Origin of the sequence: Nocardia sp. NPDC060220, from assembly GCF_042727815.1 — a bacterium.
Lineage (GTDB): Bacteria > Actinomycetota > Actinomycetes > Mycobacteriales > Mycobacteriaceae > Nocardia.
Genome location: NZ_JBHWZY010000037.1, coordinates 1 through 16,592 on the forward strand (window position 1 = coordinate 1; position 16,592 = coordinate 16,592).

Below are 16,592 nucleotides of genomic sequence, written 5' to 3' on the forward strand. Positions count from 1 at the left end.
CGGCGTCGAACAGATCGGTGGCGTAGTTCCACGACAGCGCGAGCGAGCCGTCGGCGGCTTCACCCACGGTGAGCTGCACGTCGAATTTCGCCGTGCCCGGATCGAAGTCGACGACCTCGAGATCGAGGCCGGGCAGTGCGATGGTGCCCGCGTCGGCGGCGGTGGCCGCCTCGAAGGTGAGCGCCACCTGGAACAGCGGGTGATGCGCCTGTGAACGGGTGGGGCTGAGCACGTCGACGAGGCGCTCGAACGGCACATCGGCGTTGGCGAAGGCGGACAGGTCGACCTTGCGGATCTGATCCAGGAGGTCGCCGAAGCTCGCGCTCGAGTCGACCTCGCTGCGCAGCACCAGGGTGTTGACGAACATGCCGACCAGGTCGTCGAGCGTGCGCTCGCCGCGACCGGCGATGGGGGTGCCGATGGCGATGTCGGTGCTGTTGGACAGGCGCGCGGCCCAGGTGGCCAGTGCCGCGTGCATCACCATGAACAGGGTGACGCCGCGGGCGCGGGCGATCTCGGTCAGCGCGTGGTGCAGGTGCGCGTCGACCGAGAAGCGGTGCAGGTCACCGGCGTTGGTGGCGACCTCGGGGCGCGGCCGATCGGCGGGCAGCTCGAGCTGATCGGGCAGATCGCGCAACTGCTCGGTCCAGTAGGCGAGCTGGCTCGCGGCGACCGATTCGGGATCGGACTCCGCACCGAGGATCTCACGCTGCCACAGGGTGTAGTCGGCGTACTGGACTTCCAGCGGCGTCCAGGCGGGGTTCTCACCGCGGGTGCGCTCGGTGTAGGCGATCACGACATCGCGCAGCAGCGGACGCAGCGAGAAACCGTCACCGCTGATGTGGTGCATGACCAGTACGGCCACGTGGTTCCGGTCGTCGACGCGCAGCAGGCTCGCGCGGAACGGGACTTCGCGGGTCACGTCGAAATGCACGCTCGCCAGTTCGATCACCCTGGCCACCACGTCGCTCGCGGCGACCGGCTGGGCTGTCAGCGCGAAACGGACCTCGTCGGCGGGCCGGATCTGCTGGTAGCCCGCGCCTTCCTCGACCGCACCCGAGGCCACATCGGCTGCCGGGTAGAAGGTCCGCAGGGACTCGTGCCGGGCGACCACGTCGGCGATGGCCGCCTCGAGCGCGGCGACATCGAGGTCACCGGTGAGTCGGATCGCGACGGGGATGTTGTTGACGGCGGTGCGGTTGTCGAAGCGGTTGAGGAACCACATCCGCTGCTGCGCCTGCGACAGCGGCACCAGCTCGGGCCGCGGGCGAGGAGCCAACGGGATGCGGCCACCACGACCGGTGTGCGTTTCGACCCGAGCCGCCAGCGCGGCCACCGTCGACGCCTCGAACAGCGCGCGCAGCGGCACCTGGGTATCGAGCGCCTCCGACAGCCGGGCCGCGACCCTGGTGGCGACCAGCGAGTTGCCGCCGAGTTCGAAGAAGTCGTCGTCGAGGCCGACCTGACCGGCGCCGAGCACCTCGGCGAAGGTCGCGGCGACGATCTGCTGCACCGGGGTGACCGGCGCCTGGAAGATGCGCGCGGCGAACACCGGAGACGGCAGCGCCTTGCGATCGAGCTTGCCGGAAGCATTGAGCGGGAACGCGTTCAGCACCACGTACGCGGCGGGCACCATGTAGACGGGCAGCTCCGCGCCGAGTGCGTCCTTCACCGCGTCGGTGTCCACGGTGGCGCCGGTCTGCGGGACGACGTAGGCGACCAGCTGATCGCCGGTGTGCTCGTCGGCACGGACCACGACCACCGACTGGGCGATCTCCGGCAGCGCCGTGAGCGCCGCCTCGATCTCGCCGAGTTCGATGCGCAGACCACGCAGCTTCACCTGGAAGTCGGTGCGGCCCAGGTACTCCAGCTCGCCGGCCGACGTCCAGGTGACGAGGTCACCGGTGCGATACATGCGCTCGGCGGTGGTGAACGGGTTGGCGACGAAGCGGTCGGCGGTGAGGTCGGCGCGGCCCGCGTAGCCGCGAGCGAGCTGGGCGCCCGCCAGGTACAGCTCGCCGGGCACGCCGACGGGGACCGGGCGCAGGCGGCCGTCGAGGACGTAGACCTGGGTGTTGTGCACCGGCGCACCGATCGGCACGGTGACGGTATCGGCGTCGATCACCTCGTGGAAGGTCACGTCCACTGCGGCCTCGGTGGGGCCGTACAGGTTGTGCACAGCCGTCCCCGTGAGCCCGCGCAGCAGCTGGGCGGGCGTGGGCGCCAGCGCCTCGCCGGAGGCGAACACCAGACGCAGCGATGCGCAGTCCCCGGCGGTCCGCGTGGTCGCCTCGTCGGCGTGCGCACTGTCGAGCACCGCGACGAAGACCGACAGCATCGACGGGACGAAGTGGGCGACGGTGATCCGCTCGTCGGTGATCAGCCGGATCAGATAGGCGGGGTCGCGGTGACCGTCCGGGCGGGCGAGCACGAGCCGGGCGCCGATCTGCAAGGGCCAGAAGAACTCCCAGACCGAGACATCGAAGGTGGCCGGGGTCTTCTGCAGCACGGCGTCGTCGGGGGTGAGCCGGTAGGCGTCCTGCATCCACACCAGACGGTTGACGATCGCGGCATGGGAGACGACGACGCCCTTGGGCATGCCGGTGGAGCCCGAGGTGAAGATCAGATAGGCGGCGTTGTCCCGGGTGAGCGTGGCCAGGCGGTCGGCGTCGGTGATCGGCTCGGCCGAGTAGTCGGTGGTGTCGACCTGCTCGAGATCGAGGACCGCGCAGTGCTCTCCCGCCGCCTCCACCCCGGCGAGGTCGAGGTCGTCGCTGCGGCGGGTCAGTACGCAGACCGGGTCGGCGGCGGCGATCACCTGGGCGATGCGCTCGGCGGGGTGATCCGGGTCGAGGGGCACGTAGGCGCCACCGGCGGCGATGACGGCGTACATGGCGACGACCGAGTCGATCGAACGGCGCATGCCGATTGCCACGGTGCGGTCGGGGCGCACGCCGATCGAGATCAGCAGGCGGGCAAGGCGATTCACCGCATCCGCGAACCCGGAATAGCTCAGCGACTCGCCCTCGAGGGTCACCGCGGTCGCGTTCGGGGTGCGCTCGGCCTGCGCCGCGAACAGCGAGGCCAGCGTCATGCGTTCGTCGACCGGGTACTCGGTGGCGTTCCAGGCGCCGAGCACGCGAACACGCTCGTCGGCGTCGAGGAGGTCGATGTCGCCGATCACGACGTCGGGATCGGCGGTCACCGTATCCAGCGTCCGCAGGAAGCGGGTGCCGAAATCTGTGATGGTCTGCGCGTCGAAGAGGTCGGTCGCGTACTCGAAGCGGGCGAGCAGGCCGTCGGTGGTCTCGCGCAGCGTGAGGTGCAGGTCGAATTTGGCTGTGTGGGTATCGATCTCGAGCTCCGTGGCGGTCAGGCCCGCGAGTTCGAGTTCGGTTCGGGAGTTGTTCTGGAAGTCGAGCATCACCTGGAACAGCGGGTGCCGGGCGGTCGATCGCTCGGGGTTGAGCACCTCCACGAGCCGGTCGAAGGTGACGTCGGCGTTGGCGAGGGCGCGCAGGTCGCTGTCGCGGACGGTGCCGAGCAGTTCGGCGAAGGTGGCGTCGGGGCGGATCCGGGTGCGCAGCACGAGCGTGTTGACGAACATGCCGACCAGGTCGTCGAGCGCCTGGTCGCCGCGACCGGCGACCGGGGTGCCGATCGAGATGTCCTGCTGACCCGACAGTTCGGCGAGGGTGGTGGCGAAGGCGGTGTGCAGCACCATGAACAGCGAGGCATTGGCTCGCGCACCGATGCCGCGCAGTCGGTCGATGATCTCGGCGGGCACCGTGAACGCCTGGCGCGCACCGCGTCCCGAGGCCACGGCCGGGCGCGGTCGATCACTCGGCAGCGAGAGCAGGTCGGGCAGGTCGGCCAGTTCCGTCGTCCAGAACGTGAGCTGGCGTGACAGTGCGGATTCGGCGTCGTCCTCGGCGCCGAGCGCATCGCGCTGCCAGAGGGCGAAGTCGGCGTACTGCACCGGCAGCGGCGTCCACTGGGGTGCTGCGGCGGCCAGGTGGGCGGCATAGGCGACCATCACATCGCGGGTCAGCGGCGCGACGGACCAGCCGTCGGCGGCGATGTGGTGCAGCACGAGGACGAGGACGTGCTCGTCGGTGCCGGTGTGCAGCAGGTGCAGGCGGACCGGGGGTTCGGAGTCCACCGCGAACGGGACGGCGGCCAGCGCGCGGATCCGGTTGCCGAGGTCGACCGGGGCGATCGCGCGCGGTTCGAGGGCGATTGTCAGCTGGTCGGCGTCGAGCACCTGCTGGAACGGGATGCCGTCGACGGCGGGGTAGCGGGTCCGCAGCGCCTCGTGTCTGGCGAAGACCGCGGCGACGGCCGCGTTCATCGCGGCGTAGTCGATGACGCCGGTGAGGCGGATGGCGGCGGCGATATTGTCGGCGACCGATTCGGCGTCGAACTGGTTCAGGAACCACATGCGCTGCTGCGCGTAGGACAGCGGAATCCGGTGCGGCCGTTCGCCTGCCACCAGCGCGGGCCTCGGCGCGACCGCGTCCGCGGTGCCGAGCAGGGCGGCGAGCGCGGTGACGGTCGGCGCCTCGAACAGCGACTTCAGCGAGACCGTGCGGCCGAGCGCGGTGCCCAGACGCGACACCACCTGGGTGGCGACGAGCGAGTTGCCGCCGAGGGCGAAGAAGTCGTCGTCGGCGCCGATCGGCGCGGCACCGAGCACCTCGGCGAAGACCTGGGCCACCACGGACTCGGTGCCTGCGGCGGGCGCGCGGAACGAACGCGCGGCGAACACCGGCTCCGGCAGGGCCTTGCGGTCGAGCTTGCCGTTGGGGGTGAGCGGCAGGGCATCGATCACCACGAACGCGGACGGCACCATATGCGCGGCGAGGGTGCCGCGCAGGGCGGCGGCGAGCGCATCGATCAGCTCGTCGGTCTCAACAGCGGGCACGACATAAGCGATGAGCTGATCGCCCCGGTGCGGGTCGGCGCGCACCAGCACCGCGGCCTGGCGAACCGAGGGCTGGGCGAGCAGGGCGGATTCGACTTCCCCGAGTTCGATGCGGAAACCCCGGAGTTTGACCTGGTCGTCGTTGCGGCCCAGGTAGTCGAGAGTGCCCTCCGGAGTCCAGCGGACCAGGTCTCCGGTGCGGTACATGCGCTCCGACGACGCCCACGGGCAGGCGACGAAGCGGGTCGCGGTGAGTGCGGCGCGGGAGCGATAGCCGCGCGCGAGCTGGGCACCCGCGACGTACAGCTCGCCCGCGACGCCGACAGGGACCGGCCGCAGCCGGGAGTCGAGGACCCACTGGGTGATGCCGCGCAGCGGCGTGCCGAGGGTCAGCGGGGAATCGGCGGTGAGCGGGGCGCTGATGTTGGTGGCGACGGTGGTCTCGGAGGGGCCGTAGGCGTTCACGAACGCGCGGGGAACGGGTCCGGCGGTCCAGCGGGCGATCAGGTCGGGCGGGCAGGCTTCGCCGCCGACCATCACCATGCGAAGGGCGTCGAGCGGGGTGGGGTCGAGCACGGACAGACCGGACGGGGTCATCAGGGCGTGCGTGACGCGCTGTTCCGAAAGCAGCTGGGCCAGTTCTGCTCCCACGTGCCGCCCGGGCGGGGCGATCACCAGCGTCGCGGCAGAATTCACCGCGAGCAGTAGTTCCATCACCGAGATGTCGAAGGACGGGGAGCCGACCTGGAGGACGCGGGCGTCGGCGGTGCCGAACATGCGCGCGGTTTCCTCGGCGGCGAAACCGGCGATACCCGCCTGGGTGACGAGCACGCCCTTGGGCAGGCCGGTCGAGCCGGAGGTGTAGATGACATAGGCGAGGTGCTGGGCGCGCAGGGGTCGCACGCGGTCGAAGTCGGTGACGGGATCGCTGGAACGCCCGGCGCATTCGGCCATCAGCTTCAGCTCGTCGAGGACCAGCCAATCGAGCGGGCCGGGCAGCGCGGACAGCGACTCGGACACTGTAAGACCTAGTCGGGCCCCGGAATCGGTCACCATATGGGTGATCCGATCGAGCGGGTAGCTCGGGTCGACGGGCAACCAGGCGGCACCGGACTTGGCGATCGCCCACACCGCGAGCACCGACTCGATGGAGCGGGGGATGCCGACGGCGATCACGTCGTCGGGGCCGGCGCCGCTGTCGATGAGGACCCTGGCCAGGCGTGACGACGCCCGGTCGAGTTCGCGGTAGGTGAGGGTGCGGTCGCCGTCGGTGACGGCATCGCGATCCGGGTCGGCGGCGACCGCGCCGGCCAGGAGGTCGGGTAGCAGACCGGTGGCGGTGACCGGTGTGCCGCGCATGCCGGTGAGCTGGGAGTGTTCGGGCGCCGACAGCAGCGGTAGGTCGCCGACCGCGGTGTCCGGCGCGGCGACGGCCGCGGCGAGTAGCCGCACGAAACGCGCACCGAGGGTCTGCATCTCGGACGCGTCGAACAGGTCGGCGGCGTACAGGGTGACGGCGTCGATGCCTGCGGGTTCACCTGCGGCACCGCGTCGTTCGGCGAGGGTGAGCTGTAGGTCGAACTTGGTGATGTCGAGCTCGATCTCGCGCACCGTCACCGGCGAGCCTGCCAGGTCGAAGGTGGTGTCGAGGACGGCCTGGAAGTTCAGCGCCACCTGGAACAGCGGGTGCCGGGACTGCGAGCGGGCCGGGTTGACCACGTCGACCAGGCGATCGAAGGGAACGGTGGCATGCGCGAAGGCGGCCAGGTCGGTTTCGCGGGTGTGCTCGAGCGCGGCGACGAAGCTCGCGGCGGGGTCGACCTCGGTGCGCAACACCAGGGTGTTGACGAACATGCCGATCAGGTCGTCGATGGCCCGGTCGCCGCGGCCCGCGACGCCGGTGCCGATGGCGATGTCGGTGGTGCCGGACAGTCGGGCGAGGAGCACCGACAACGCGGTGTGCACAACCATGAACAGCGAGGCGCCTGCCCGCTGGGCCAGCCCGGCGAGCTGACGGTGCAGATCGGCGTCGATGGTGAAGGCGGTGCGGGCGCCGCGCATGCTCGGCTCGATCGGCCGCCGGCGACGCGAGGGCAGCTCGAGCTGGTCGGGCAGACCAGCCAGAGTCCGCTCCCAGAAAGCGATTTCGCGGGAGGCAAGCGACTGCGGGTCGGTTTCGGCACCGAGGAGCTCGCGCTGCCAGAGGGCGTAGTCGGCGTACTGCACACTCAGCGGCGACCAGCCGGGTGCGACGCCGTCGGTGGTGGCGCGGTACGCGGTGAGCACATCGCGGACGAGCACCTGCAGCGAAACACCGTCTGCCGCAATATGATGCAGCACGACAGCGAGGACACACTCCTGCGCCGCGACGCTCGGTGTCCGTGGTGCCGAGTTGTCCACAGTTGTGTCGGGGGCCGGAACAACGAAGATGCCCGCACGCACCGGTGCTTCACGTTCGAGGTCGAACCCGGTACGCGCGAAGCGGGTGAGCTCCGCGTCGAGGTCGGCGGCCTGCACTTCGACGGGGTCGCCGAGACGGACCAGCCCGGCATCGCGGACGACCTGCTCGGCCACCTCACCACCGGGAGTGCCGACCGCGGGGAACACGGTCCGCAGCGCCTCGTGGCGGTCGACCACCGCGTGCAGGGCCGCGACCAGGGCCGGGAGATCGGCGGTGCCGCGCAGGCGGATGACGAACGGCATGTTGTAGCCGGGCGCCGAGGGATCGAAGCGGTTGAGGAACCAGATCCGTTGCTGTGCGGGCGACAGCGGGATCAGCGCCGGGCGGGGGCCCGCGGTGAGCACCGGGAGCTGGGCCGAGACGCCGGTGTCGTCGCGATCGGCGATGGCGGCGGCGAGGCGGGCCACGGTGGTCGCGCCGAACAGATCGCGTACGCCGAGGCGGCAGCCGAGGTCGGCGCCGAGGCGGGCCGCGACCTGGGTGGCAACCAGGCTGTTGCCGCCGAGGGCGAAGAAGTCGTCGTCGCGGCCGATGCGGTCGAGGCCGAGGACCTCGCCGAACACCCTGGCCACCGTCTGCTCCACCGGGCCGACCGGTTCGGCGTAGGTGACGACCGCGCGGGTGGGAGCGGGCAGGGCCTTGCGGTCCAGTTTGCCCGACGCGTTCACCGGAAGGGCCTCGAGCAGCACGAACGCCGCGGGCACCATGTAGGCGGGCAGCGCGCGCAGTGCGGTCTCGCGCAGATCGTCGATCGACACCGAGCCCGGCTCGGCTTCCACGACATAGGCGACCAACTGCTCGCCGACGCCCGCGTCGTCCCGGACCAGCACTACCGCGCGCGCCGCGGCGTCCACGCTCTCCAACACGGACTCGATCTCGCCGAGCTCGATGCGCAGCCCGCGCAGCTTCACCTGGAAGTCGGTGCGCCCCAGGTATTCCAGCTCGCCGTTGGTGGTCCAGCGGACCAGGTCACCGGTGCGGTACATCCGCTCACCCGGCAACGGATGGGTGGCAGTGCTGCCGGAACCACCGTCGGACATCACGCGCCCGGAGTCGGCGGCGACCACCGCGGGCGCGGCGACGAAACGTCCGGCGGTGAGCTCGGGACGTCCGACATAACCCCGGGCGAGCTGTACCCCCGACAGATACAGCTCACCCGGAGCCCCGACCGGAACGGGCCGCAGCCGTGAGTCGAGAACATGGAGCCGGGTGTTGAACACCGGCGCGCCGATCGGCACCGTGACCCGGTCGCTGTCGTTCACCTCGTGGAAGGTGACGTCGACGGCGGCCTCGGTCGGGCCGTAGAGATTGTGCAGGCGAGCGCCCGTCAGCAGCCGCAGCCGCTGGGCAGGCGCGGCGGGCAATGCCTCGCCGGAGGCGAAGACCAGCCGCAGCGAGGTGCGCTCGGCGATTTCCTGTTGGGCCAGGAACACTTCGAGCATCGAGGGCACGAAATGTGCGACAGTGACGCCGTATTCGCTGATCACGCGGCGCAGATAGCCGGGGTCACGGTGGCCGTCCGGCTCGGCGAGCAGCAGCGTCGCACCGATCTGCAAGGGCCAGAAGAACTCCCACACCGAGACGTCGAAGGTCATCGGCGTCTTCTGCAACACCACGTCGACCCCGTGCAGGCGGTAGGTGTGCTGCATCCAGACGAGGCGGTTCACGATCGCGGCGTGCTCGACCGCGACGCCCTTGGGCAGACCGGTGGAGCCGGAGGTGAAGATGACGTAGGCGGGATGGCCGGGGCGCAGCGGCGCGGTGCGGTCGGCATCGGTCAGCGGGGCGTCGTCGTAGTCGCTCAGATCGAGGGCGTCGACGGCCAGCACCGGCCGTCCGTCGACAGGTGCACCATCGCGGGTGGTCGTGAGCACGGCCGCCGGTGCGGCGGTGGCGAGGATGTGGGCGATGCGCTCAGCCGGATGATCCGGGTCGATCGGCACGTAGGCCGCGCCGGCTGCGAGCACCGCGTACATCGCCACCACCAGTTCGGGCGAGCGCCGAATACTCAGCGCCACCAGCGATTCCGGCCCGATGCCGTCCGCGCGCAGCCGCCGGGCCAGCCGGTTGGCCCGCTGCGCCAGCTCGCGATAGGTGAGGGTCGCGTCCGCCGAAGACACGACGGCGTTGTCCCGACCAGCGTCTGCGTGCGAGGACGTCGCCATCCGCACGGCCACGTCATCGGGGGTGCGCGCGACCTGGGCCTCGAACACGGCGGGCAGAGTCGCGACCGGCACCGAACGCTCGGCCAGCGCGGCGTCGATGTCGAATCGGGTGGAGTTCCAGATCCGGGTGCTGACCTGCAGCTCCAGCTCGGTCGCGACCTCGATCGCGCCGAGCGCGGTGTCGAGGTCGGTAGCGGCCAGCCGCTCGAGGAAGCCGAGGAAGCGGGCGTGGTGCCTGGCCAGGGTGTCGGCGTCGTAGAGATGCGGGTTGGCCTCGAAATCGACGTGCACCCGGTCGCGGTCGCCGTAGTAGACGTTGAGACTCAAGTCTTCGATCGGGCCGGTGGACAGCACCCGGTAGCGGCCGGTGGTGGTGCCGAGGGTGAGGTCACTGCGGAAGAGCATGAAGTTGGCGAGCGGGCCGAACAGCGCGCGCCGGGCGGGGCGGCCGTCGTCCTCGGCGTCGCGGCGGATGTCCTCGGCACGATAGCGCTGATGACGCAGCGCACCCGCCACCTCGACCCGGGCCGCGCGCAACAGTTCACCCCAGGTGGCGGGTGAGCCCGCCGCACCCGTGGGCAGTCGCAGCGGCACGATATTGGACAGCATCCCCGCCGAGCGGCGCATGACCGCGGTGGTGCGAGCGGTGACGGGCAGGCTCAGTACCGCGTCCGGCCGGTCGGTGAGGCGGCCCAGGTAGGCGGCGAAGGCGGCCAGCAGCACCGCGGAGATGGTCGAATCATCGCTGGCGGCAATGGTTTCCAGTCGGTCGACCAGCTTTTCCGACAGGCGCCCGCCGGTCACCAGGTTGATCGCCGAACGCGGCGCGGTGCGGCCGTCGAGCGCGGTGGGGCTGTCCAGGCCCGCGATCCGCTGAGCCCAGTGCTCACGATCGCCGACGAAACGGGTGCTCTCGCGGTAGCGCTGTTCGCCCTCGACCAGCGCCGACAGCTCACCCGGCACCACCTCGCGCGCCGGGGTGTCGAGCATCCGCGCGGTGTACAGCTCGGCGATGCGCTGGGAGTTGGTGAACGCGCCGTACCCGTCGAGCACGATGTGGTGGCCGCGCAGGTACCAGAACCAGCGGGTCTCGCCGACGCGCAACACCGCGCCCGCCACCAGCCGGTCGGTGAGCAGGTCGATGGGGGCGCCGAATTCCGCGCGCATCCATTCCTGCGCGGCGGCCACGGGGTCGTCGTGGTGGCGCAGGTCGATCAGCGGCAGCTCCTGCTCGACCGCGATGGTGTGGTCGACGTACTGGTGCGGGACACCGTCGAACTCGCCGATGCGCACCAGCGGCGAACCGTAGGCGTGCGCGGCCTCGGCCGTAACCTGCTGCAGCACAGCGGCATCGAGGTCGCCGTCGATATCGACGTACTGGGCGATGGTGATCGGGACATCGGGGTCGAGCAGCTGTGCGTACCAGACACCCAGCTGGGCCGGGGTCAGCGGAAACGGCAGACCGACGACCCGCGCTTCCTGTGGTCGCGCACTGAACCCACCCAACTCCGTACCGTGCACCAGAGCCTCCTCGTATCGCGAAAGAACAGCAGATCGAATGTTTTCGGGCAGCACGAATACACCTCGCGCAGCGAAAGATTCGATATGAACGCGGTGGGCGTGCCGCCACACTCGCGCAAGATCCCCGACAGATCATGTGGACGAGATCGACGACCGAGGGGTCGCCGAGGCAACGGACGCTGGGTCCGTCGCGGGTGCCTAGCTGTTGATCGTTCCTCCAACGGCTTTGTCAGTTACATCACATGGGCGCCTGTCCATGCAGTGCCGACAGTAGGCCCTCAGTTAATAAAAAGAAACTTTTTCCGCTAAAAAAATCGGTCAGACGTCCAGTCCGTACCGGCGGGTACCCACGACCAGGGCATGAGTGTGGGCTCCAACACATCGGCCATCCATATGTGAGCCACCACACCTTCAGACCGGGACACTATGAGCCGAAACGTTGCATCTGCGTTGCATCGGCGCCGATGCGCCGGTCGAGGACCCGGATCTTGGCTTCTATCTGCGCATACAGCGGCGAATCGCGATCGACGGTCGACCGGTAGGCGGCCCACGCGGCAGCATCGTCGCGGCCTTCCGGACACGAGGTCCATCGGCGCAGTACGGCGGCGTCGGGGGCGGCGAGCACGGCGGTCCGCAACCGGACTCGCAGCTCGTCGCGGATATCGCAAATGCCGGGAGCCGAGGAGCGCGGCAGCACCGGACCCGCGTACAAGTTCAATGCGGATGCGGTATCACCGGAGTCGAGTGCGGCCCGGAGCTCCTCCACATCGGTTGCGACATGCACGCGCAGACGGTATGGGCGTGAACCGACCACCGAGGCGCCGATCACCGACCGCAGCCGCGACATCGCCGCGCGGATCGTGCCGTTGTCCAGATCGGTGTCGTCCAGCAGCAGCGCCAGGTGATCGGCGCCGAGACCTTCGGGATGTTCGGTGAGCAAGAGCAGGATCTCGGCGTGGCGCTGCGAGAGCGGCACCCGCTCCCCCGCGATGCTCAACTGAGGTTGACCCAGACCCAAGACGTCCAGACCGAGCCTGGCCTGTCCGGTGCCGTCGCGGTTCGCCGCAGCCGGCGCCTTGATCCCGTGGCTCGCGCGCATGGCTCGCAGCACCAGATCCATCTCGGCCGCGGTCGCGGCGGCTTTGACCAACGCGAGAATTTCGGGCTTGGCCACCCGCATCCCGCCGGCAATCATCAAAACGCCGATCAGTCGGCCGTCCGGCTCGTGCACGGGCGCCGCGGCGCCGGTGATCTGGTGCATGCGATGCAGGAAATGTTCGGGTCCGTGGATCCAGGTGGCGCGGCCGGTGCGCACGACGAGGCCGACAGCATTGGTGCCGATCCGGCGCTCGCTGAGATCGTCGCCCTCGCGCACGCCGATCTCGGCGGCGGCGGCGACCTGCTCCGGATGACCGTGCACCGACAGCACCCGACCGAACTGGTCGGCCACGGTCACGATCAATCCCGCGTGCGACGCATCCTGGACCAGCAGTTTGTCGATCAGCGGCATGAGAGCGGCGATAGGGTGGGCGTCGCGATAACGCTCCAGATCGGCGCCGCGCAGCCCGCGACCGTCGAGGACGTCCGTTGGGTCGACACCGCCGCGCACACTGCGCAGCCATGATTCGAGAACGAGCGGACGTAGAAGACCGGCCAGCTGGGTAAGCTGTTCACCACCGGCACTGAGAAATCCATGGGCCTGTGCGGCATAGGCTTCCAGAGCACCGAGCTGTGCGCCCGACTCCGATGCCTGCCGTGGGGGCCTCCCACCTGCAAGATTGCTGACCATTTGCCTTTCTTTCCCGCTACAAACTGTACCGGGCAGATATCAGGCCAACCGCCAGAAGTCAGGGTTTGTCCCGCAGGTCACATCGTGGTATCAATCGTCACTTCGTCACACGACCATGTGGTCCGCTATGGACGCGGCGAGCATCACTGTGGTGGCCTGTGGACCGCGCCGCAGCGGGACCGGGACGACCGACAGATCGGCCACCGTCAGTGCCTCGATGCCGTGCACACGCCCCTGTTCGTCGACCACCGCGCGCTCGTCCCCCGCGGGGCCCATGCGACAGGTACCGGAAAGATGTTGAGACGTGCCGAGGTTGGCGCGCAGCCAGGAGTCGTCGACGGGTCCGATTCGCCGACCCAGGAGATCCGCCGTGAGTGCCACTGCCTCGCGCAACCGGGCTCGGTCCTGCTCGGCGCGGAGATAACGGTGGTCGACGCGGGCTGCGACAGCCGGATCAGTCGAAACCAGGGTCAGCTCGCCGGTCGACTCGGGACGCATCAGGGCGACCCCCACCCGGCGAAGACCCGGCGTGAACATCGCGGTGTACGGACGTAGTTCCAGGTCGTCCATTTCGAGGACGTATTCGAGCGCGACGGTCGACCACGCGGGTTGCGCACCGGCGAATTCGATGCCGATCTCCGGATGATCGGTGCACCACGCGCCCACCGGAGCGGGTCGCAGCACCGGAACACCGAGCGAGCGCAGCAGCGGTTCGGGGCCGATCCCGGATCTGATCAGCAGCGCGGCCGACTCCACCGCACCCGCGCACAACACCACCTCGTCGGCATACGTCGTCCCGCGTTCTCGCCCGCGGGCCCACTCCACACCGATTACCCGGGTGCCCCGCAGTAATAGCCGAGTCACCATTGTTTCGCCGGTGAGGATCAGATTGCTTCGGTGGAGCGCGGGAAAGAGATGGGTGATCGCGGGCCCGGCGCGGCGGCCTCGCGATATCGCCAACGGCACGCGCCCGAATCCCGCACCGGTATCTGCGGACGGTGCGTTGAGATCGGGGATTTCGGTGAATCCCGCTGCCACGCACTGTTGCGCGAATTCGACGCTGAACTCGGTGGGGTCGCTGGTTCGTGAAATCGGGATCGGGCCGCCGATTCCGTGACCGGGCACAGCGCCGAAATCCGCATCGTCTTCCAGAGCGCAGAACACCGGAAGGACCGATTCGAACGACCAGCGCGGGCCCGCCACCACGCTCCAGGCGGCGAAGTCGTCGGCGGGTGGGCGGATGAAGTAGCTGCCGTTGATCGCACCGGAGCCACCGATCAGCTTGCCTCGCACCAGATTTCCCGGATACCGCCACACCAGTCGAGACTCGGGGCCGACCGGGAGATGACCTGGGTCGAGCAGTTCGACGGGCAGCTCCTCCAGCGCAGGGAAAACCGGTCCGGCTTCGATGACGCGCACCGAACGCGCCGGATCGGCGCTGAGCCGCGCGGCGAGCACGCAACCCGCCGACCCGGCTCCGACGATGAGAGTGCTCGTCACGCAGTCGGCTTCAGCGGGGCGGCACGCTCGGCTTGAGCGCTTCGAAACTGCGCGCCCGGATGACGCCGAGCCACAGGCCCGTGCCGTAGGCCACGTCGTCGAGACGCTTGTAGGCCACATAGCGGACCGGGTCGAGCCCGCCCGAGTCGCGATGGGTGAACCAGTCGGCGAGACCGTCGGCGAGTGCCATCGTGATGGCGATCTTGCGGATCCGGCTCGACGCGATCACCGCCAGGAGCGTCACCGGCCAATAGTCCCGGCACATCGCCGAAGCCAGTCGCCACATCCCGGCGAAGTAACCGCGCGCGAGGTAGACCGCCGCGATCCGGGTCGGGTTGTCCAGTTCGGTGAAGACCCGGCGCAGGCGGACCAGGGCCGTCGCCAGAGTGACGAGTCCGCCGAGCAGACCCCATTTCGACAGTGTCGCGAACAGCAGACTGGCCAGCACGGTCCAGGTCGGCACCGACAGCGGCGAGACCAAGCCCGAGTGCCGTTTCCCGAGCGGTGCCGCGCCCGTGCCGTAGAACAGCTTTCGCCCGAACCAGGCGCGGAAGGCGACCCGGTGATCGTGGGCGACGTGCGCGGCGGGCTCGTAGCGCAACCGCCAGCCCGCGCGTTCGAGGCGCCAGCACAGGTCGACGTCTTCGGCCACCTGCATCGATTCGTCGAATCCACCCTCGCCGAGCAGCGCCGCGCGCCTGGCCAGCAGCGCCGCGCTGGGCACGTAGGACACGATGCCGCGGGCGTGCACCGCCGATTCGCGCCGGCCGAGGTCGAGTGAGGAGCGAGTGTGTTCGTAGCGAGCGAGCGCGTTGGATTCGGAATCCAGGGCCACGATGCGCGGCGCGACCAGCGCGACCTGCGGATCGCTGAAATGTCCGAGCATGACCTCGAGCCATCCGCTGCGTGGCACCACATCGGAGTCCAGGAACGCCACGAAGCCCGTTGTCGCCGCCTGCAATCCGGCATTACGGGCGGCGGCGGGGCCGAGCGGGCTCTCGTGCCGCAGCACCGTCACCTGACCGCGGCCCGGCCGTGGCGGGATGCGGACCGGCTCGTCGGAGCCGTCGTCGACGACGATCACATTGTGCCCACGCAGCACTGCCAGCAGCCGTAACAGCCCGTCGGCGTTGTTGTAGAGCGGGATGACCACGGTGACGTCGTCGAGGGATGGTTCGAGCCGCGGGCGCGGGTTGGCCACGCCGGAATCGAGCAGTCGGCGCGCGACGATCGCGGACTTGGTGTCGGTCACCTCCAGGTATCCGTCGCCGATCAACTCGGCGGCCTCCGGGGCCAAGCGCAGCATCCGTGCGGGCGATCCTCCGATCAGGATCCGACCCCCGGAAAATGCGCGTACCCGTGGATCGATCCGTACCCCGAAGCCGTCGGGCAGACGATCATGGCGCATTCCTCGCATGCTATTCGCAGTTGGCCCCGCAGACATCATCACCCCACAAAAAAGGACCAAAGTCTGTCCGAAATACGGCTGTGACCGGTTGCCTGACGCGTCAACAAGATCGGCAGCGCACTTCCGGCAACCGGGATGGGCTCAGCCGAGCGGACTCTCGTTGCACGCCTTGGCCGGTGGCCGCTTCACGGTCAGTGGCAGCGACACCCTGGTTCGGCTGCGAACCGGGCGCGAGTGGTCGACGGCGGGGCGCGGAATGGTGCGTCCCGGCGCCGACAGCGCCGCTTCGCCATAGCCCTGAACGCATTCCGGGTCCGGTCCGTTGGCGGGCAGGCCGGTGAAGAACTTCGCGGCCATGCAACCACCACGGCACGAGTCGTAGTGCGAGCACTTGGTGCACGCGCCACCGTCGACCGGTTCGCGCAGTTCGGCGAAGAGTTCCGAATCGGTCCAGACCGCCTCGAAACCACCGTCGGCGACGATGTTTCCGGCCTTGAAGCGGTCATGGATGGCGAACGGACAGGCGTAGACGTCACCGACCGGATCGACCAGACAGACCACCCGGCCCGCACCGCACATGTTCAAACCCGGTAGCGCCGAGCCGAATGCGGACAGGTGGAAGAACGAGTCGCCGGTGAGGACCCCCTCGCCGTTGCGGACGAGCCAGTCGTAGAGCTCGCGCTGCTGTTCGGGCAGCGGGTGCAACTCGTCCCACACGTCCGCGCCGCGACCCGAGGGACGAAGGCGGGTGAGTCGCAAGGTGGCGCCGTACTTGTCGGCGATGGCCTTGAACTCGTCGAGCTGGGAGATGTTGTGCCGGGTGG

5 protein-coding genes are annotated in these 16,592 nt (G+C 69.5%); all 5 read right to left on the bottom strand.

What is annotated here, in order from left to right; genetic code table 11:
• Positions 1–11,071 (bottom strand): amino acid adenylation domain-containing protein (locus tag ACFWF3_RS03485; RefSeq protein WP_379312285.1); only part of this gene is annotated, 11,071 nt, incomplete at its 3' end.
• Positions 11,072–11,495: 424 nt separating this feature from the next.
• Complete coding sequence (locus tag ACFWF3_RS03490; RefSeq protein WP_378990877.1) at positions 11,496–12,860, bottom strand: GAF domain-containing protein; 1,365 nt, start codon at positions 12,858–12,860, stop codon at positions 11,496–11,498.
• A 105-nt stretch (positions 12,861–12,965) separates the two neighbouring features.
• Positions 12,966–14,360, bottom strand: coding sequence for a mycofactocin system GMC family oxidoreductase MftG (mftG, locus tag ACFWF3_RS03495; RefSeq protein WP_379312286.1), 1,395 nt, complete (start codon positions 14,358–14,360; stop codon positions 12,966–12,968).
• A gap of 10 nt (positions 14,361–14,370) precedes the next feature.
• Positions 14,371–15,768, bottom strand: coding sequence for a mycofactocin biosynthesis glycosyltransferase MftF (gene mftF / locus ACFWF3_RS03500; protein WP_358060798.1), 1,398 nt, complete (start codon positions 15,766–15,768; stop codon positions 14,371–14,373).
• A gap of 141 nt (positions 15,769–15,909) precedes the next feature.
• Positions 15,910–16,592: mycofactocin radical SAM maturase (gene mftC / locus ACFWF3_RS03505; RefSeq protein WP_379312287.1), on the bottom strand; the 683-nt coding region annotated here is incomplete at its 5' end.